Source organism: Streptomyces radicis, assembly GCF_003626575.1.
GTDB lineage: Bacteria > Actinomycetota > Actinomycetes > Streptomycetales > Streptomycetaceae > Streptomyces > Streptomyces radicis.
Genome location: NZ_RBDY01000046.1, coordinates 1 through 19448, shown reverse-complemented (window position 1 = coordinate 19448; position 19448 = coordinate 1). Strand labels below are relative to the sequence as shown.

The following is a 19448-nucleotide window of genomic DNA, read 5'->3' as shown; positions in this document are numbered from 1 at the left end:
GCCTTTCTCGGCGTCACCATCGGCGGCACGTCGAGACCGGCCGCGCGCGTGCAGGTCGGCCGACGGTCGACGGCCGTCGACAAGGCGGAGCGGCTACGGGCTGGACGTCCTCCCGTTCGCCGTCCGCCGTCCTCGTCTTTCGTGGTGGGTGCGGGTCAGGGCTGGCACCTACGGGGGAGGGGGCGTGAGGTGTGCGGCCGTCTCGGTCAACGGTCGGTCTCGTCGTGGGCGGGGACCGTTCGCCGAACGGGCGCGGCCGCGAACGGTAGTTGGCGGCCGTTATCCCGGTGGTCTGCTGAGGTGGCGCGCACCCTTCGGGCCTGCCCTGGCCGCACGTGGCGTTTTCATTCTTGATGTCCGACGAGCTGATGTAGCGCGCCGGTGCTTATCTGCGGCTTATGCCGGGGCGGATGCTCTTTTCAAACGGCGCACACTTTGTGTTGAACAGAACGTGCCCTGTTTCAGAAGAGACCCCGCCCCCGGGTAAGCGGCGGATAAAGAACCGGCCCGCTCCATAAGCTCAACGTGCGCGCGGTGAACGACGAGAGCGGCGGCCAGGGCAGGCCCGAAGGGTGCGCGCTACCCCGGCCGACCACGCGGAAGTCGGCCACCCGCAAACCGGTATCCGCCTGCGCCCGTTTGGCGAACGGTCCCGGCCAGCGACGAGACCGACCGTTTACCGGGACGGCCGCACACCCGGCGCCCCCTCCCCCGTAGGTGCCAGCCCTGACCCGCACCGCCCCACACCCGACACCCGGCGGACGGCGAACGGGAGGACGTCCAGCCCGTAGCCGCCCCCGCTCGACCACGATCACGCGGGGCGCCGACCCACCGGCCGCGACCAGCAGCTCCGCGAGGCGTTCAGAGGTGGCGGGCCGCCAGGGCGAGGCGGTCGCGGGCGTCGAACAGCGCCTCCTTGATGAGCTGTTCGTGCGCGGGGGTCAGCCGGGCCACGGGCACCGAGCAGCTGACGGCGTCCCTGGCCGGGGTGCGGTAGGGGATGGCGATGCCGAAGCAGCTGAGCCCCAGCGTGTTCTCCTCGCGGTCGATGGCGTACCCGCGCTCGCGGACCAGCGCCAACTCCTCGATCAGCCGCTCTCGTTCGGTGATGGTGTGCTCGGTCAGCCGATCCAGCCTCTCGGGCAGCATCGCGCGCACCCGCTCGTCGCTGTGGGTGGCGAGCAGCGCCTTGCCGAGCGACGTCGAGTGCGCGGGGAGGCGGCGCCCGACGCGGGTGAAGGGGCGCAGATAGTGCTCGGACTGGCGGGTGGCGAGATAGACCACGTTGGTGCCGTCGAGCCTGGCGAGGTGGATCGTCTCGGTGGTGTCGTCCGAGAGCCGGTCGAGCGTGGGCCTGGCCGCGGCGACGACCTCGTCGCCGTCGATGTAGGACGTGCCCACCAGGAGCGCCCGGACGCCGATGCCGTACCGGGTGCCGGTGGCGTCCGTCTCCACCCAGTCCAGGTCGACCAGGGTCCGAAGGAGCATGTAGAGGCTGGACTTGGGGTACCCGAGGGCCGTCTGGACATCCGCGAGCGAGTGCATCCCCGGCCGTCCGGCGAAGAACTCGAGCAGCTCCACCGTGCGGACCGCCGACTTGACCTGGGAAGCGCCCGTCTCACCCGCTGACATCGCCTTGACCCCCTTGTTCGCGCCGCTATAGAGTCCCACAAAATTCACATACAGGGACGATGTTCAGTATCTCGAACGTCGACTATAGCGAATTCGGCAGGAGGAGCGATCCCGGTGGCAGTACCAGTGTGGAGCGTGGATCCGCGGACCGGAAACCAGCGCGAGGCGGTGGCCGCTGAGGCGACGGCCGAGGACGTCGACGCGGCGGTGCGCGCCGCCCACGCCACGCGTGGGGCGCTCTCCGATCGTGACACGAGGATCGCCCTGCTGCGCGCCGCGGCCGACGAGTTGGAGTCCGAGGGCGAGCGGATCATCGCCACCGCCGACGCCGAGACCGCGCTGGGCCAGGCCCGGCTCACCGGCGAACTGGCCCGCACCACAGGCCAGTTGCGCGCGTTCGCCGACGAGGTCGCGGAGGGCGGCCACCTGGACGTGATCATCGACCACGCCGACCCGTCCACCGCACCGCCCCGCCCCGACCTGCGGCGTTACAAGATCCCGCTGGGCGTCGCCGCCGTCTACTCCGCGTCCAACTTCCCGCTGGCCTTCTCCGTGCCCGGCGGCGACACCGCGAGCGCCCTGGCCGCGGGCTGCCCCGTCGTCGTCAAGGCGCACCCCGACCACCCGGCCACCTCCGAGCTCGCGGGCGCCGCGCTGCGCAGGGCCGCCGTCAAGGCCGGGCTGCCCGAGGCCGTCGTCACCGTGCTGCACGGCTTCGAGGCCGGGGTCGCGCTGGTCGAGCACCCGCTGGTGGCCGCCGCCGGGTTCACCGGCTCGGTGCGCGGCGGGCGCGCGCTGTTCGACGCGGCGGCGGCCAGGCCCGTGCCGATCCCGTTCTACGGCGAGCTGGGCAGCCTCAACCCCGTGGTGATCACCGAGGCCGCCGCGACCGAGCGCGCGGAGGAGATCGGCGCGGGCCTCGCCGGGTCGATGACGCTGGGCACCGGGCAGTTCTGCACCAAGCCCGGCTTCGTCCTCGCCCCCGCGGGCGAGGTCGGCGACGCGCTGCTCGGCGCGCTCGCGGGCGAGGTCGCCCAGGCCGCGCCCGGCGTGATGCTGGACGCGCGCATGCGGGAGGCGTTCCTCGCCGGTGTCGCCGAACGCGCCGCGCTCGACGGCGTGAGCAGCCCCGTCGCCGCCGCCGAGGGCGCCGAAGGCGGCACGGTCGCCGCCGGGTTCCTCACCGTGGACGCCGACAAGCTCGCCGCCGAAGGCCCCCACGACCTGCTGATCGAGGAGTGCTTCGGCCCGCTCACCGTCGTGGTCCGCTACGCCACCGCCGAGCAGGTCTCCGCCGTGCTCTCCCGCCTGCCCGGGAACCTGACGGCCACCGTCCACCTGGGCGCCGCCGAGGCCGAGGGCGAAGGGGAGGGCGCCGCGCTGCTCGCCGAGCTGACCCCGCTCGCCGGGCGCGTTCTCGTCAACGGCTGGCCCACCGGCGTCGCCGTCACCCACGCCCAGCACCACGGCGGCCCCTACCCCGCCACCACGTCCACGTCCACGTCGGTCGGCACCACCGCGATCGAACGCTGGCTGCGCCCCGTCACCTACCAGAACGCGCCCGCCCCGCTGCTCCCGCCCGAGCTGCGCGACGACAACCCCCTCGGCCTGCCGCGACGCGTCGACGGACGCAGGGAGGTCTGACGCCGACGCGTTGGGGCGCTGGCACGCGCGGGGCTGACGTTCCGTGCTCGCCGCCAAGTGAACTGTTACGGTGAATCGTCCGTATGTGCGCAGGTGGTTTCGTGTTCACCTTGGTGGCCACTGAGCGCCACTGACGCTCCCTAGCCTCACGGGAACTCCACTGCCGTCACATCTGCTAGCGAGGACCCAGGATGTCAGCTCAGCGCCCGGTTTTCCCCGAGTTCGACCCGGACGACGTCAGCTCCAACTCGTCGGCGAACCGGACCTTCGGTGAGGTGGTCGGGACGAGGATGTCCCGCCGCGCCGCCCTCAAGGGTGGCACCGCCGCGGCGGCGGGCTTCCTCGTCGCGGCCTCGGCCGCGAGTCCGGCCGCCGCCAGGACCCCCGTCAACGGCGGCGGCGACGGCGGCTGGGAGAGCGGCCACAGGCCCACCCGGCTGCTCGGCTTCACCGGCGTCCCGACCAGCACCGACGACGACTTCACGGTCCCCGACGGCTACCGGATCCAGGTCCTCATCCCGTGGGGCACCCCGATCCGCCCCGGCGGCCCCCGCTGGCGCGAGGACGGCTCCAACTCCGCCGAGGAGCAGGCCGAGCAGATCGGCATGAACCACGACGGCATGCACTTCTTCCCGCTCGGCGCGGGCCGCGAGTCCAGCCGCCGCGGCCTGCTGGTCCTCAACCACGAGTACGTCGACCAGTCGCTGCTCTTCCCCGACGGCGCCGACGAGATCACGGCCGAGAAGGTCGGCAAGGCCCTCGCCGCGCACGGCGTGAGCATCGTGGAGATCGAGAAGCGCCGCGACGGCGAGTGGCGCGTGGTGGACTCCCGCCGCGCCCGCCGCGTCACCGGCACCACCCCCGTGGAGTTCTCAGGCCCGGTCCAGCTCGACCACCCGAGCCTGGCGTCCCACAACGACCCGATGGGCACGCTCAACAACTGCTCGTCCGGCGCCACCCCGTGGGGCACCTACCTCACGTGCGAGGAGAACTGGAACAACTACTTCGGCACCGAGGACGAGTCCTGGGAGCCGACCCCCTCGCAGGCCCGCTACGGCGTCTCCGCCACCGGCGGCGGCTACCGCTGGCACGAGGCCGAGCCGCGCTTCGACATCGCGGCCAACCCCAACGAGGTCAACCGCTTCGGCTGGATCGTCGAGATCGACCCCGAGAAGCCCCGCGGCGCGCCGGTCAAGCGCACCGCGCTCGGCCGCTTCAAGCACGAGGGCTGCACCGTCACCGAGTCCCGCGGCAAGGTCGTCGCCTACTCCGGCGACGACCAGGACGGCGACTACATCTACAAGTTCGTCGGCGAGGGCAGCTGGCGCGTGCACCGCGCCCTGGGCCGCAGCCCTCTTGACCACGGCACGCTCTACGTGGCGCGCTTCGAGGACGACGGCTCGGGCTCGTGGCTGCCGCTGACCCACGGCACCGGCGCGCTGACCACCGCCAACGGCTGGGCCGACCAGGCCGATGTCCTGCTGCGCACGCGCGAGGCCGCCGACGCGGTGGGCGCCACCAAGATGGACCGCCCCGAGTGGATCGCGGTCAACCCCAAGAACCAGGACGTCTACTGCACGTTGACCAACGGCTCGGGCTGGGACAACGCCGTCAACCCCCGCAAGCCCAACCCCTACGGCCACATCGTCCGCTGGACCGAGACGGGCCGCGACAACGCCGCGCTCACCTTCGAGTGGGACATCTTCCTGCTCGCCGGTGACCAGGAGTACGACGACCGCGTGGACCTCGGCGCCAACATCTTCGGCTCCCCCGACGGCCTCGGCTTCGACCGCGAGGGCCGCCTGTGGATCCAGACGGACGTCTCCAACTCCGTGCAGAACTCCCCCTCCGCCGGGTACGACAACATCGGCAACAACCAGATGCTGGCCGGTGACCCGCGCACCGGCGAGGTCCGCCGCTTCCTGACCGGGCCGCGCGGCGCCGAGATCAGCGGCATCACGTTCACCCCTGACCACAAGACGATGTTCGTCAACGTCCAGCACCCCGGCGAGTCCACCGGCGCGTGGGGCACCCCCACCCCGGAGAACCCCCGCGCGGTGAGCAACTGGCCCGACTTCGACCCGACCGGGCGCCCCCGCTCGGCCACCGTCGTCGTCCGCCGCACCGACGGCGGCGTGATCGGCGCCGCCTGACCCGGGCACGCTGTCCGAATCAGGCGCGAGGACCGGCCGGGGCGCGCAGTCGGCGCCCCGGCCGGAGCCGTTCCACCCCGCCACGGGCGGCCAGGATGACAAGGCCGTGCGCGAGTGCGACAGTGAGATCCGTGACTTCGCCCGCCCCGCGCCGCCGCGCCGCCACCTCGGCCAGGGCGGCGTCCGAGCTCTCCGAGGTCGTCGAGCTGCTCGAAGTCCTGTGGGAGCGCGGCAGGGACGCGGCCTCTCCCGCGCCGGTCTCCTCAGCCCAGCTGCGGGTCCTCTACATCATCGAAAGGGACGAGGGCATCAACCTCAGGGGCCTCGGCGCCCTCATGGGCGCGGCGCCGTCCTCGGTGAGCAGGCTGTGCGACCGGCTCCAGGCGGTCGGCTTCGTCGAGCGCGGGACCAGCAGGGCCAGCCGCCGCGAGCTGGAGCTGCGCCTCACCCCGGGCGGCCGCCGCTTCCTGGCCGAGCTGCGCGCGCGCAGGGAGGAGGCGTTGACCGCCGCCATCGCCGCCATGTCCCCCGCGGCCCGCGGCGCCCTGGTGGAGGGCCTGGCCGGGTTCAGGACGGCGCTCGAGCTTCCGGCGTTGGAGGGCAACGCCCTTGTGGCGGACGGTCGTTCGGGCGAGGACATGGCATCACCCCGGCGGCCCTGAGCGCTCGGCCCGCTCGGCACACCCCGCGCACGGCATGTCACGGGCTCCTTCCTGCCCCGCTCGGAGGAACGCTAACATTTGCCGGGCAGCAACGATGATGCCGTGCTGAGAGGGTGAGGTTGTGAGCGCCATCGAGTCGGCCGTGGCCCGCACTCTCGGTGAACCGACCACCACCGCCCGCCCCTTGGGCGCCCGCGGCATCGTGGCCTGCATGCGCCCCCCGGTGGCCATCACCCCGGTGGCGCTCGGTTTGAAACCGCGTGGCGTGGAAACGGCCTTGAACGCGGAGCAGGGCATGGCCGCCCTGGGCTGGTTCCGCACCACGCCGTCACGGGAGGCTGCTCGTCGTGATGACGCCCGATGAACCGGCGCCCGGTCACGCCCGGCCCCCCGCGGGGGGCGTGGCCACCAGCGTCGAGGACGGGCGCGCCGAGTATCCGGTGCGCAGCGAGGAGGACCTCCTCGAAGCCCGGCACGCCGTGCGGGCCGTGTGCCTCACGGTGGGTTTCGGCCTTGTTGACCAGACACGCGTCGTCACCGCGGCCAGCGAGCTGGTGCGCAACGCCTACATCCACGGCGGCGGGGGCACGTTGACCATCGAACGCCTCGCCCGCCCCTCGGCCAAGGGCGTGCGGCTCACCGTGGCCGACGCGGGGCCCGGCATCGCCAACGTGGACGTGGCCCTCACCGACGGCTACAGCACCGGCGCGGGCCTCGGCCACGGCCTGGGCGGGGCGCGGCGGTTGATGCACGAGTTCTGGATCGACACCCGCCCCGGCGGTGGCACCACGGTGTGCGCCACGCGCTGGACCAGCGGGTGACGCGCGCCGTGCCCGCGCTCGGACCGCCTCCCGTGACGGCGGCCCGCGTGCGCGCCCTGTGAACCCCGAGGCCGTGGACCCCGAAGCCGTGAACCCCGAGACCGTGGACCGCGCCGATGCCGTGACCGCGACCGACCGACACCGGTTCAGCACGGGGGCCGATCTGCGGGCCGCCGTGCGCCGACTGGCCCGCGCCCACCGCCTGCCCGTCGACGCCAGGGGCCGCCTGGTGGTCGCGGTGACCGCCGTCGCGAGCGTCGTGTTCGACGCGGGCGGGGCCGTCGACCTGGAGACCACCGTGCGGCGGGCCGCCGAGCCGGGGCGCCCCGGGCTGCTCGCCGTCGTCTGCCGCCCGCTCGGCGGGGGCGAGCAGCCCGCGCCCGCGGAGCTGCCGCTGCCCGCCGAGGTCGGCGAGGACGGCGCGGCGATGTGGCGCGTTCCGCTGCCGCCGCCCACGCCCGGGAGCGACGCCGCGGAGCCGGGGCCCGAGGACGAGGCGCTGGAACGGGAGTTGCGCTACGCCATGGCCCGCGCCGACGCGCTGGCCGCCGACCACCGCAGGCTCAAGCACGAGCTGGCCGAGACCAACAGCGGCGTCCTCGCGCTCTATGTGCAGCTCGAGGAGCGCGACGAGAAGCTGCGGCGCGCGCACGGCAAGACGCTGCGCGAGCTCGAGGACGCGCTGCGCCCGCCGCCCCTCGCGATCGACGGGCTCGAGCTCGCCGTCCACTACGCCCCCGCGGGCACCGACGCGCCCACGGGCGGCGACCTGTACGACTGGTTCACGCTGCCCGACGGCTCGGTGCACATCACGGTGGTTGACGCGCTCGGACACGGCGTGACCAGCACGCGTTCCGCGCTCAACGTCACCCACGCGGTCCGGACCCTGGCCCTCGAGGGACACCGCCTCGAGTCGATCATCGCGCGCACGGACGAGATCCTGCTGCCGTTCGACCGCGAGCTGATGGCGACCGTGCAGCTGGCGCGGCTGATCCCCGGCACGGGCGAGCTGATGCTGGCCAACGGCAGCCACCCGCCCGCCCTGGTGGTGCGGGCCGGTGGCGCGCACGCGTACCTGGAGGCCAGGGGCCGGGGGATCGGCTTCCCGATGGCGGGCAGCGACGGGCTGCTGCGCGACCGGCTCGGCCCCGGCGACCTGCTGGTCCTCTACACGGACGGGCTGACCGAGAGCCGCAAGGACCCGCTGGAGGGCGAGGCCCGCCTGGTGCGCGCGGCGCTGCGGCACGTGCGGCGGCCCACGGCCGAGGTCCCCGGGGCCGTCGCGGCCGACATGCACACGCTGATCCTCCACCCGGACGACACCCTCGCCCTGGCCGTCCGGGTGGCGCCGCGCACGGGCGGCGGCGAGGTCGGCGGCAGGGTCAGCGTTCCTCGGGCGCGTTGACCCGCTCGAACGGCGCCGGGGTGGCGCCGGTCCAGCGGTAGCGGTGGGCGAAACCCTCCTGGAGGGTGGCGCCGCCGTCGTCGACGGGCCCGCCATCGGCGACGTAGTAGGTGCCGTCGCCGAGCGCGGCGAAGCCGTAGCTGCCGTGGAACTCCCAGCCCCTGATGCCCGTTCCCGGGTCACGCAGCCCACGGCGCACCAGGGTGAGCAGGTCGCCGCGCTCGGGCTCCGGCTGCCCGGTGACCGGGCCGCGCCTGGGGCGGACCGAGCCGTCGACCATGAAGAAGGAGTAGTTGGGGAACGCGGCCTTGGTGCCGGTGTAGACGGCCATCATCCAGTGGCCCGTGTACGCGTCGTACTCCAGGTTCTGCACGCCGTACGTGGTGTTGCCGGTGCGGACGAAGTACGTGCCCTCGGGGCGGCGCGGGCCGCTGCGGTGCGGGTCGGCCTGGCTGAGCGGGCGTTCGAGGCGGCGCCAGTCCCGCGTGTCGTACTCCAGGATCACCTGGTGGTCGTTGTCGGCTCGGCCGGTGTGCGCGTACACGCCATAGGCGACCATCAGCCGGGGCGCGCCGTGCCGCGAGCCGAACGACGGGCCGAACGAGACGCCGTCGATGCCGCTGCACCCGTAGCGGTGGTCGGCGGTGTCGGCCGTGTCGCCGTCGAAGACGCCGTCGCCGTCCATGTCGGCGGTGAAGTCGTCGACGACCTCCTGGAGATGGACGGCCGTCATCACGCCGTCGGTCTCGGCGTCCATGCCGACGCGGTCGATCTCCTCGACATCGAACACCGCGATGTAGAACGCCTCTTCCGCTTTGTACTCGAGCGAGCCGTAGACGCGCCCGTCGCGGAGGTCGAGGTCGATGTCCCCGAGGTGGCCGGTCAGGCCCTCGACGGTGCCGATCAGGTTGCCCGCCAGGTCGGTCTTGACCAGGGCCTGGGTGAACGACCAGTAGACAAAGCCGTTCTCCAGGTCCACGGTGACGCCCTGGACATGGCTGGTCGGCCACGCGCCGCCGTGGATGTACGCGGGCAGCCGGTGCTCGGTGCCATGGCGCGGCCTGGCCTCGGGCGCGGCGGCGTCCGCGGCGCGCAGCGCGGCGGGCCCCGAGGTGGGGGAGACGGCGGCGGGCGACGCGGCGGCGGGGGTGGTGGTGAGCGCGAGGGTGGCGAGGACGAGAGCGGCGAGGGAGGTCGACCTGGCGCGGGGCACGGCGTCTCCTGTGGGGGTCGGTACATCAGTGTGCACCGGGACCCTAGGAAGTGGGGATGGCCGCACCACAGGACGCGGGAGAAGCACGGTCGACAACGGCGTGAACAGCGGCCCGCCTGACGGCCGTTCCCGGAACCCCGTGGCGTTCAGGCCGAGTCGCGGACCACCAGATCCGTGGGGAGGATGACCGCCGACGTGTCCGCGCCGCCCACCTGGTCGAGCAGCAAGCGCACCATCTCGGCGCTGATCCGGTCCCAGGGCTGGCGGATCGTGGTGAGCTGCGGGCGCGAGTCCAGGGCGGCGGCCGAGTCGTCGAAGCCGCCGACGGCCACGTCCGCGGGAACGCCGCGCCCCGAGCGTGCGAGCTCGGCCAGCGCGCCCTGTGCCATCAGGTCGGAGGCGACGAACAGCGCGTCCAGGTCGGGGCGCCCGGCCAGCAGCTCGGCGGTCGCGGCGGCGCCGCCCGCGCGGCTGTAGTCGCCCGCGGCGATCAGCGTCTCGTCGGCGGGCAGGCCCGCCTCGGCCAGCACCTCGCGGTATCCGGCGAGGCGTTCGACGCCGCCAGGGGTGTCCAGCGGCCCGGTGACGGTGGCGACGCGGCGGCGGCCCGTGGCCAGCAGGTGGCGCACCATCTGCCGTGCCCCGTCCCGGTCGTCGGCCGCCACATGCGCGAGGCGGGTGGTGTGCCCCATGGGCTTGCCGCACATCACCACGGGGATCCCCGAGGTGACAAGACGCTCGGCCACCGGGTCCCCGGTGTGGCTCGAGACGAGCAGCACGCCGTCCACGTGCCCGGCCGACACATAGCGGACGAGGCGCCGCTGCTCCTCGTGGCTCCCGGCGATCATCAGCAGCAGCGGGATGTCGTGCGCGGCCAGGGCCTGGGTGCAACCGCGCAGCAGGACGTTGAAGTTGGGGTCCTCGAAGAACTTCTCCTGCGGCTCGGTCAGCAGGAACGCCGCCGAGCCCGAGCGCCCGGTGATGAGCGAGCGGGCGTGCCGGTTGAGGACGTAACCGGTCTTGCGGATGGCGGCGTTGACGGCGTCGGCGGCCGCGGGGCTGACGTAGTGGCCGCCGTTGAGCACCCGGGAGACGGTGCCGCGGGAGACGCCCGCCTCCCGTGCCACGTCGTGGATGGTCGGCCGACGGCGCCGGCCAGGGCCCTTCCCTGCCGCCTTGTCCGAGGCCGCCTTGTCCGAGGCCGCGTTGTTCGAGGTCACGCTCACGACTTTACGGCGCCCGAGAGGAGGTCGAGGCTCCAGAAGCGCTGGATGAGCAGGAACAGGGCGACCAGCGGAACGATGGCGAGCAGCGATCCCGTGATCACCAGGGTGTAGAGGGCGGGGCTGTTGGACCCCTGGTTGAGCAGGGTGTAGAGGCCCAGCGTCATCGGGAACTTCTCGTCGTCGCTGAGCATGATGAACGGCAGGAGAAAGTTGTTCCAGATGGCGACGAACTGGAAGAGGAAGATCGTCACCAGGCCCGGCAGCATCATCGGCAGGGCGACGGCCCTGAAGATCCGCCACTCGCCCGCCCCGTCCATGCGCGCCGCCTCCACGACGTCGGACGGCACGGCCGCCGCCGCGTAGATCCGGGCCAGATAGATGCCGTAGGGGGAGAGCAGCACCGGGAGCAGGACGGACAGGTAGTGGTCGGTGAGGTCGACCTCGGCGAGCAGCAGGTACTGCGGGACGGCGAGGATGACGGGCGGCATCAGCACGCCGGTGAGCAGCACGCCGAAGATCGCCTCGCGCCCGGCGAAGCGGTAGACGGCCAACGCGTAGCCGCCCAGCGCGGAGACCGCGCAGGACAGGGCGGCGCCGACGCCCGCGTAGAGCGCGGAGTTGGCCATCCAGCGCCAGTAGACGCCGTCGCGGTAGGCGTTGAGGTCGGCGATGTTCGTGAGGAGGCCGGTGCCGGGGGCCAGGGTGAACGTCGAGAACAGCTCGTCGCCCGCCTTGGTCGCGGCCATCACGACCCAGACGACGGGGACGAGGCAGTACAGCGCGCCCAGCAGCAGGGCGGCGGTGGGCAGGAGCGCGACGCGCCGCGGGGCGCGCGGGGCTGGTGGGGCTTGTGGGGCTTGTGGGGTGACGCGGGCCGTGGTCATCGGGCCTCCCCCTGCCGGGCGCGGGCGCCGGCGGCGCGCAGGAAGCCGAACGACAGGGCGAGGGTGACCAGGGCGATGATGACGGCGGTGGCGGCGGCGGAGTGGATGTCGCCGGTGCCGAACGCGTCCTGGTAGACCTTCATCAGCGGACTCCACGTGGTCGGGACGCTGTTGGTCAGGGGGCGCAGCGTGGTGGGCTCGCTGAAGACCTGGAGCGTGGCGATGATCGAGAAGAAGAAGGTGAGCACGAGCGAGGGCGTCACCAGGGGGATCTTGACGCGCAGCGCGATCTGGAGCTGGGAGCAGCCGTCGAGGCGCGCGGCCTCGTACAGCTCGGCGGGGATGGCGCGCAGCGAGGTGTGGATGACGATCATGTTGAATCCGGTGCCGCCCCACACCGCGATGTTGGCGAGCGCGAGATAGAGGGCGTTGCCGCCGAGCAGGTCGGGCTCGGGCAGGCCGAGCGCGTCGAGCGTGCGGTGCAGCGGGGAGACCGACGGCAGATAGAGGAACCCCCACAGCAGCGCGGCGATGACGCCGGGGATGGCGTAGGGCAGGAAGATCAGCAGGCGGCCCGCGCGGCGGCCTCGGACGCGCTCGGCGTCGAGCAGCAGCGCGAACACGAGCGCGAGGCCCAGCATGACGGGCACGACGATGAGGCCGTAGACCGCCACCCGCAGGGCGCCGTCGAGGAGTTCGGGATCGGCGAGGGCGTCGGTGTAGTTGGCGAGCCCGGCCCACACCTCCCGGCGGGCGCCGCTGCCGAGGCCGAGGCCCTGGACCTCGACGGTGCGCAGGCTCAGCTGGATCGCGTAGCCGATGGGCAGCGCGAAGAACAGCAGGAACAGCACGATCGCGGGGGCCAGGAACGCGTACGGCGCGCCCCGCCGCGGCCCGCGCCGGGTGGGGCGGGGGACGTCCTCGGCAACGTCCTTGGTGTGGCGGGTCATTCGGCGGGTCATTCGGGGGGTCATTCGGCGACCTGGAAGCCGTGCGACTCCATGTCGTCGACGGTGGCGCGGTGCACGGTGGCCAGCGCCTCGGCGAAGTCGCCCCGGCTCTCGGCGGCGGCGGCGAAGGCGTCGTTGAACGCGCCATACGCGACATTGACATTGGGTCCCCAGGAGGCGGGCGCGGTCCCCTGGGCTATCTCGGCGGCGCGGGCGTAGAAATCGGGCTGGTTCTCGAAGAACGCGGGCGGCCCGGCCAGCGCGTCGCCCGTCTGCGCGGCGGTGGCCGCGGGGTAGATGCCGCCCTCGGTGACCAGGGCGGCAAGCGCCTCGGGGTCGGTGTTGAGCCAGGTCGCGAACTCCACGGCGGCCTCGCGGTGTTGGCCGTCGTTGGTGACGGCCGTGGTCGAACCTCCCCAGCTGCCCGTGGCGTTGCCGCCCTCCTCCCACTGCGGCAGCGGCGCCATGGCCCATGAGCCCGCGGTGTCGGGCGCGGCGGTGGACAGGGTGCCGGGGGCCCACACGGCGCTGACCCAGGCGAGCTGCTCGCCGGTGTTGATGGCCTGGTTCCACGCGGGCGTGTACATCGGCTCGTTGAGGACGGCGTCCTCGGCGACGAGGCCGCCCCAGAACTCCGCGACGCGGCGGGTGGCCTCGTCGTCGATGGCGACGCGCCACGTCTCGCCGTCCGCGGTCCACCAGCGGGCGCCCGCCTGCTGGGCGAGACCGGCGAAGAGGCCCGCGTCGTTGGCGGAGAACGTCGTCAGGTACGTGTCGGGGTCCGCGTCCCGCACGGCGCGGGCGGTGTCGGCGAACTCCTCCCAGGTGGTGGGGACTTCGAGGCCGTACTCGGCGAACAGGTCCTCGCGGTAGTAGAACATCATCGGCCCCGAGTCCTGCGGCAGCGCGTAGACCGCGTCGGTGCCCAGGGTGACCTGCTGCCACAGCCCGGGCGCGAACTGCTCCTCGGCGCCGTCGAGTTCGCCGGAGATGTCGGCGAGCACGTCGTTGCTCACCAGGGTGGGCAGCGCCTGGTACTCCGCCTGCACCAGGTCGGGGGCCTCGCCCGCCTGGGCCGCGGTGATCGTCCTGGTGACGAGGTCGTCGCCCGCCGCCTGCTCCTTGACGGTCACCTGGATGTCGGGGTTGGCCTCGTTCCACAGCTCGACCACCTGCTCCATGCCCGGCGCCCAGGCCCAGTACGTCAGGTCGACCGGCCCGTCGGAGCCGCCGCCGTCGGACGAGCCGCAGCCCGCGAGGGCGGCGGTGGTGAGGGCGGCCGTGAGCGCCGCGACGGTGGTGCGCTGATGCATGGGTGCCTCCGGGAGACAGGGCGGGATCTGTGAGCGTTCACAGTAGAGAAAGGGGTCTTCGTCTTGTCAATGGTTGGGACTGTGCGGTTATGTGGACTGTGCACGTTCACAGAAAGGCTCAGCAGATGCGGATGGACCGGCTCGACCGGCTCGCCTTCGGCGGGGACTACAACCCCGAGCAGTGGCCCGAGGAGATCTGGCCCGAGGATGTCGCGCTCATGCGCGAGGCCGGGGTCACCCTGGTGAGCGTCGGGATCTTCTCCTGGGCCAGGCTCGAACCGAGCGAGGGCCGCTTCGACTTCGGCTGGCTCGACCGCGTCATCGACCTGCTGCACGAGGGCGGCGTCCGCGTCGCGCTCGGCACCCCGACGGTCGTGCCGCCCGCCTGGTTCTACCGCGCGCACCCCGAGGCGCTGCCGGTCGAACGGGACGGCAGGCGCTACGAGTTCGGCTCACGCGGCGCGATCTGCCACAGCTCGCCCGCCTACCACGAGGCCGCCGCCCGCATCACCCGTGCCCTGGGCGAGCGCTACGGCGACCACCCCGCGCTCGCCCTGTGGCACGTTCACAACGAGTACGGCGTGCCCGTCCTCGCCTGCTACTGCCCGCCCTCGGCCGAGCACTTCCGCCGCTGGCTCGCCGACCGCCACGGCACGGTCGACGCGCTCAACTCCGCCTGGGGCACCGAGTTCTGGGGGCAGCGCTACGGCGACTTCGCCGAGGTCGAGCCGCCCAGGCTCACCCCCACCGTGGGCAACCCGGCCCAGCGCCTCGACCACGCCCGTTTCGCCAACGACGCCGCACTCGCCAACTTCCGCCGCGAGCGCGACCTGCTGCACGAGCTGTCCCCCGGCGTCCCGGTCACCACCAACTTCATGGTGTCGCCCACCCAGTGCGACTCCATCGACTACTGGGCCTGGGGCCGCGAGGTCGACGTGGTCACCAACGACCACTACCTGGTCGCCGAGGAGGACCGGAACCATGTCAACCTCGCCATGGCCGCCGACCTGACCCGCTCCGTCGCGGGCGGCCGCCCCTGGCTGCTGCTCGAACACTCCACGAGCGCCGTCAACTGGCAACCCCGCGGCATCGCCAAGCGCCCCGGCGAGATGGCACGCAACAGCCTGGCCCATGTCGCCCGCGGCTCCGACGGCGCGATGTTCTTCCAGTGGCGGGCCTCACGCGCGGGCGCAGAGAAGTTCCACTCGGCGATGGTCCCGCACGCGGGCACCGACAGCCGCATCTGGCGCGAGGTCGTCCAACTCGGCGCCGACCTCGGCGCGTTGACGCCGATCCTGGGCAGCCGCACCACCGCGGACGCCGCCGTCGTGTGGGACTGGCAGTCCTGGTGGGCGCAGTCCCTGGAGTGGCGGCCCAGCGACGACCTCGACACCAGGGAGCGCGCCGAGTCCTGGTACCGCGCCCTCTACGACCGTCACCTCACCGTGGACTTCGTCGAGCCGGAGGCCCCGGGGCTCGCGGACCACCCCCTGGTCGTCGTCCCCTCCCTCTACCTCACCACCGCGGCCGCGGGCGAGGGCCTCACGCGCTATGTCCGCGGCGGCGGCACCCTCGTCGTCTCGTGCTTCTCCGGCATCGTCGACGCCCACGACGCCGTCCACCCCGGCCCCCACCCGGGCCCGCTGCGCGACGTACTCGGCCTGACCGTCGAGGAGTTCCAGCCGCTGCGCGCGGGCGAGACCGTCACCCTCACCGGGCCCGACGGGCCCGCGCTGACCGCCGACGTCTGGGCCGAGACCGTGGTCACCCGGGGCGCCGATGCCGTGTGGCGCTACGCCGACGGGCCCGCCGTCGGCGGCCCCGCCGTCACCCGGCACGCGCTGGGCGACGGCGCGGCCTGGTATGTCTCGGCGCGCCTGGGCCACGATGGTCTCGCCGCCGTCCTGGCCGCCGCCACCGCCGACGCCGGGCTCGCGCCGCGCGACGACCTGCCGCGCGACGTCGAGGTCGTCGCGCGCACCGGGGCGGAGGGCGACACCTATCTCTTCGCGATCAACCACACCGCCGCCGAGGCCAAGGTCCCCCTGGCAGCGGCGGGTACCGAGCTCCTCACCGGCGACCGCGCCACCGGCCACCTGGCCGTTCCCGCGGGCGCCGTGCGCGTCGTGCACCTCGCTCCACCCACCCGCTGACCCGCCATGAAGGGACCGCCACGATGCACAGACGAACGCTCCTGCGCGCCGGGACCGCCGCGCTGGCCGCGCCCGCCGCGTTCACCGCCCTGGCCGGTGGCACCGCCAGGGCCGTGCCCCTCCCCGTCCAGGGCGTCGACCTTTCCTCGGTCCCCAAGGCCGAGGACCTGGGCGCCGTCTTCCGCCACGCCGACGGCACGCCGGGCGACCCCGTGGCGATCCTCGCGGCGGGCGGCGCCAACCATGTGCGCCTGAAGGTCTGGGTGAACTCGCCCGACGGCTACCACGGGCTGCCCCACATCCTCGCGATGGGCCAGCGGGCCCACGCCCACGGCCTGCGGCTGCTGATCGACTTCCACTACTCCGACAGCTGGGCCGACCCGGGCCAGCAGAACAAGCCCGCCGCCTGGGCGGGCCTCTCCCTCCCCGACCTCGAACAGGCCGTCTACAACCACACCCACGAGATCCTGGGCGGCCTGGCACAGCAGGGCACCCCCGCGACCATGGCCCAGATCGGCAACGAGATCAACGGCGGCCTGCTCTGGCCCGACGGCGCGAGCGGCGACTTCGACGCCCTCGCCCGGCTGCTGACCGCGGGCTCCCGCGCCGCCACCGACGCCACCCCCGGCATCGAGGTCGCCCTCCACCTCGCCGAGGGCGGCGACAACCCCGCGACCGTCTGGTGGTTCGACAACGCGGTCAGCCGGGGCGTCCCGTTCGACGTGATCGCCCTGTCCTTCTACGGGTACTGGCACGGCACGTTGGACGATCTGCGGATCAACGCCATCGACTGCGCGGCCCGTTACGAGCGGGACATCGTGGTCGCCGAGACCGCCTACCCGTTCGTCCTCGCCGACTCCGACGGGCACCCCAACATCATCGCCGACCCCTCGCAGCTCGTGCCGAACTTCGGTGCCAGTTGGGAGGGGCAGGCCGACTGGGTGCGCGCCGTCTCCCAGGTGCTGTCCGAGGTGCCCGACGGGCGGGGCCGCGGCCTCTACTACTGGGAGCCCGCCTGGATCGCCACCCCCGGCAACGGCTGGGACCCGTACGACCCCGCCTCGGGCAACGCGTGGGAGAACCAGGCCCTCTTCGACTTCCGGGGCCGCGCCCTCCCGGCGGCCACCTGGCGATAGCCAGCGGTCCTCGATCAGCGCGTCGCATTCGACAACGCCGCGCGGCGGGCGGTCGAGGTCGCCGACATGATCCACCGGGCCGGATTCGCCTGGGAGTCCAGCTGCCGGATCGACCAGGTGGCGCATCCGGGCCGCGACACCGACTGGCACAGGGAACGCGCCGAGATGTGGCGCGCGCTCGTCGAACGGCACGGCCTGCGCCGGATGCTGTTCGGCGTGGAATCCGGCGTCGACTCCGTGCTCGCCCGCTTCAACAAGGAGACCACGGGCGAGCAGAACGCCCTGGCCATCCGTACGTTGTCCGCGCTCGGCGTGCCGACCCGGTTCACCTACATCACCTTCGACCACCTGATGACCCTGGACGAGCTCAAGGCCACGCACGCCTTCCAAGGCCGCACCGACCTCCTGCTTCACCCCCAACCCGGCGCTCGGTCGGCCGACATCGTGGCCGGGGTGCGCAACAAGGCATTCGTGGACGCGACGACCACAGGGCGCCCGCTGCACACCGCGATCTCCTACATGCTCGTCTCGATGGAGTGCCTGATCGGCGCGGCCTACACCCGCAGGGTGCAGGCGGCCGGGCTGGCCGGACGGACCCTGCCGTCCATGGGCCGGGTCGACGCGCGCTTCGTGGACTGGCGCATCGGCGTCGCGAGCGGCTGGGCACAGCGCTGGGTCGACCGCCACTTCGCCCTGGACTACACGTTGAAGTCGTTGGAGAAGGTCCTCGACGGCGAACAACGCGGCGCGGTGCGCGACGCCCGCGTCGTCCTCAAGGACGCGGCGTACGACGTGCTCGGCGACATGATCAGCGCCATCGAGGCCCATCCCCTGAAGGGCGCCGACCAGGACATCCACCGCGAACTGACCGGCCGGATCGGCGACATGCTCGAACACCGCGTGCACCGGTTACGCGACCGCATGGCCACCACGGTCACCGCGCTGGCCCGCCAGCTCGACCCGGCGCACTCCACGACACTCGGCCGCGAGCACAGCCGCTGGGAGTCCGCCGATGGCTGGCGGCTGATCAACGCCTCCGACCCCTGCGGAACCTAGGAGCCCCGCCATGCAATACCGCACGATCCCCGGCCTCGGCCGCGAGGTCTCCTCGGTCGGCGCGGGCTGCTGGACCATCGGGGGACCCGCGATCAACGACGGCAGACCCATCGGCTGGGGCGGCGTGTGCGAGCGGGCCGCGTTCAAGGGGCTGCTCCGGGCCCACGCGTTGGGGGTCACCCTGTACGACACCGCCGACGTGTACGGGCTCGGCCGGTCCGAACGCCTCCTCGGCCGCCTGCTGCGCGAGACACACCGCCAGGAGCTGGTGATCTCCAGCAAGGTCGGCCACTTCTCCGGCACCGCGCGACACCCCTATCTGCCGCAGCAAATGGAGAGCCAGCTCGCGACCACACTCGACAACCTCGGCACCGACCACCTCGACCTGTACCACCTGCACAGCGACGACTTCGGACCACGGGACACCCATCTGGGCCCGGCGATCGCGACGATGCACGGCCTCCGCGCGCGGGGGATCGTCCGCGCCATCGGCATGCGCGCGCCGCACCGGTTGGCCGCCGAGTGGGCGAACGACCCCGCGCATCCGCTCGGCCGCCAAGCGCGCCGCTTCCTCACGCTGTTCCGGGCGATACGGCCCGACGTGATCACCGTGCGGTACAACCTGCTGTCCCCGCTCCACCCGGCCGGGGAGACGGACATCTTCGCCTTCGCCCGCGCCGAGGGCGTCGGCGTCCTGATGAAGCAGGTGCTCGGCCAAGGGCTCCTGCTCGGCACCCAGCGCGCCCGCCAGGCAGCGGGCTTCAGCCCCGCCGACCACCGCTCACGCAAGAGCGTCGACCCGGACCTGCTCAACGCGGTCGAGGCCGCCCTGCACCGGCTCGCCCACCGATTCGGCGACCGGCGCGGCGACCTCGCGCGCGTCGCCGTCCACTACGCGCTGCACGATCACCCCCACGCCGCCGCGCTGGTCGGGTTCCGCGACGCATCGCAGCTCAACGCGACCCTCGCCCGCGTCGACGAACCCCTCGACAACGACGACATCGCCTTCGCGCGCGCGGTCATGACACCCGCGCGCGAGAGGATGAACGCACACGACACCGCAGTCCATCGAGCCCCTTGAGGATCACACCGTGGAGTACACCGAGGTCGAGCAGAAGTACCGGCTCACCGGCCCCGTCCAGCCGCTCAAGGACACCCTCACCGGCCTCGGCGCCAAGCCGGGCGAGCCCTCCCGCCAGG

At 72.9% G+C, this 19448-nt stretch carries 15 protein-coding genes and 1 pseudogene; 10 read left to right on the top strand and 6 right to left on the bottom strand.

All coding sequences use genetic code 11. The features are described from left to right. Positions 1–861: 861 nt before the first annotated feature. Positions 862–1632: an IclR family transcriptional regulator gene (locus D7318_RS31010; RefSeq protein WP_120700583.1), complete on the bottom strand. Its 771-nt coding sequence runs from the start codon at positions 1630–1632 to the stop codon at positions 862–864. Between the two features lie 114 nt (positions 1633–1746). Between D7318_RS31010 and D7318_RS31005 the strand changes: the two genes are divergently transcribed. From D7318_RS31005 to D7318_RS30980, 6 genes and pseudogenes are all read left to right on the top strand, one after another. Beyond that, positions 1747–3276 (top strand): aldehyde dehydrogenase (NADP(+)), encoded by a 1530-nt coding sequence (locus D7318_RS31005; RefSeq protein WP_230424277.1) that lies wholly within the window; start codon positions 1747–1749, stop codon positions 3274–3276. Positions 3277–3467: 191 nt separating this feature from the next. Continuing rightward, complete coding sequence (locus D7318_RS31000) at positions 3468–5429, top strand: PhoX family protein (protein ID WP_120700581.1); 1962 nt, start codon at positions 3468–3470, stop codon at positions 5427–5429. A gap of 95 nt (positions 5430–5524) precedes the next feature. After that, positions 5525–6091, top strand: coding sequence for a MarR family transcriptional regulator (locus tag D7318_RS30995; RefSeq protein WP_120700580.1), 567 nt, complete (start codon positions 5525–5527; stop codon positions 6089–6091). Positions 6092–6221: 130 nt separating this feature from the next. Then, positions 6222–6455, top strand: a pseudogene (locus D7318_RS30990) (STAS domain-containing protein); the annotation flags it as partial. A 37-nt stretch (positions 6456–6492) separates the two neighbouring features. Beyond that, positions 6493–6912 carry an ATP-binding protein gene (locus tag D7318_RS30985; protein WP_329604660.1) on the top strand — a complete coding sequence of 140 codons (420 nt, stop codon included), beginning with the start codon at positions 6493–6495 and terminating at the stop codon, positions 6910–6912. 121 nt (positions 6913–7033) lie between these two features. Next, positions 7034–8317, top strand: coding sequence for a PP2C family protein-serine/threonine phosphatase (locus D7318_RS30980; protein ID WP_120700607.1), 1284 nt, complete (start codon positions 7034–7036; stop codon positions 8315–8317). On the opposite strand, the gene D7318_RS30975 is transcribed toward D7318_RS30980, so the two are convergent. From D7318_RS30975 to D7318_RS30955, 5 genes are all read right to left on the bottom strand, one after another. Beyond that, positions 8295–9530 carry a hypothetical protein gene (locus D7318_RS30975; protein ID WP_120700578.1) on the bottom strand — a complete coding sequence of 412 codons (1236 nt, stop codon included), beginning with the start codon at positions 9528–9530 and terminating at the stop codon, positions 8295–8297. The two genes, D7318_RS30980 and D7318_RS30975, sit on opposite strands and share 23 nt — an antisense overlap. Positions 9531–9676: 146 nt before the next feature. After that, the gene (locus D7318_RS30970; RefSeq protein ID WP_230424287.1) at positions 9677–10666 is read right to left on the bottom strand and encodes a LacI family DNA-binding transcriptional regulator; all 990 of its coding nucleotides are present in this window, start codon (positions 10664–10666) and stop codon (positions 9677–9679) included. 86 nt (positions 10667–10752) lie between these two features. Next, on the bottom strand, positions 10753–11640 hold the full coding sequence (locus D7318_RS30965; RefSeq protein ID WP_120700577.1) for a carbohydrate ABC transporter permease: 888 nt from the start codon (positions 11638–11640) through the stop codon (positions 10753–10755). Further along, positions 11637–12590, bottom strand: a complete 954-nt coding sequence (locus D7318_RS30960; RefSeq protein WP_120700576.1) for a carbohydrate ABC transporter permease — start codon at positions 12588–12590, stop codon at positions 11637–11639. Before D7318_RS30960 ends, D7318_RS30965 begins: the two co-directional genes overlap by 4 nt. Positions 12591–12610: 20 nt before the next feature. Further along, positions 12611–13903, bottom strand: coding sequence for an extracellular solute-binding protein (locus D7318_RS30955; RefSeq protein WP_120700575.1), 1293 nt, complete (start codon positions 13901–13903; stop codon positions 12611–12613). A gap of 125 nt (positions 13904–14028) precedes the next feature. Between D7318_RS30955 and D7318_RS30950 the strand changes: the two genes are divergently transcribed. The 4 genes from D7318_RS30950 (at position 14029) to D7318_RS30935 (ending at position 19329) form a co-directional block, all read left to right on the top strand. Next, positions 14029–16056, top strand: coding sequence for a beta-galactosidase (locus tag D7318_RS30950; protein WP_120700574.1), 2028 nt, complete (start codon positions 14029–14031; stop codon positions 16054–16056). A 23-nt stretch (positions 16057–16079) separates the two neighbouring features. Further along, positions 16080–17192, top strand: a complete 1113-nt coding sequence (locus D7318_RS30945) for a glycoside hydrolase family 53 protein (protein WP_120700573.1) — start codon at positions 16080–16082, stop codon at positions 17190–17192. A 66-nt stretch (positions 17193–17258) separates the two neighbouring features. Then, the gene (locus tag D7318_RS30940; protein WP_120700572.1) at positions 17259–18248 is read left to right on the top strand and encodes a hypothetical protein; all 990 of its coding nucleotides are present in this window, start codon (positions 17259–17261) and stop codon (positions 18246–18248) included. Between the two features lie 10 nt (positions 18249–18258). Continuing rightward, the gene (locus D7318_RS30935) at positions 18259–19329 is read left to right on the top strand and encodes an aldo/keto reductase (protein WP_120700571.1); all 1071 of its coding nucleotides are present in this window, start codon (positions 18259–18261) and stop codon (positions 19327–19329) included. Positions 19330–19448: the final 119 nt, after the last annotated feature.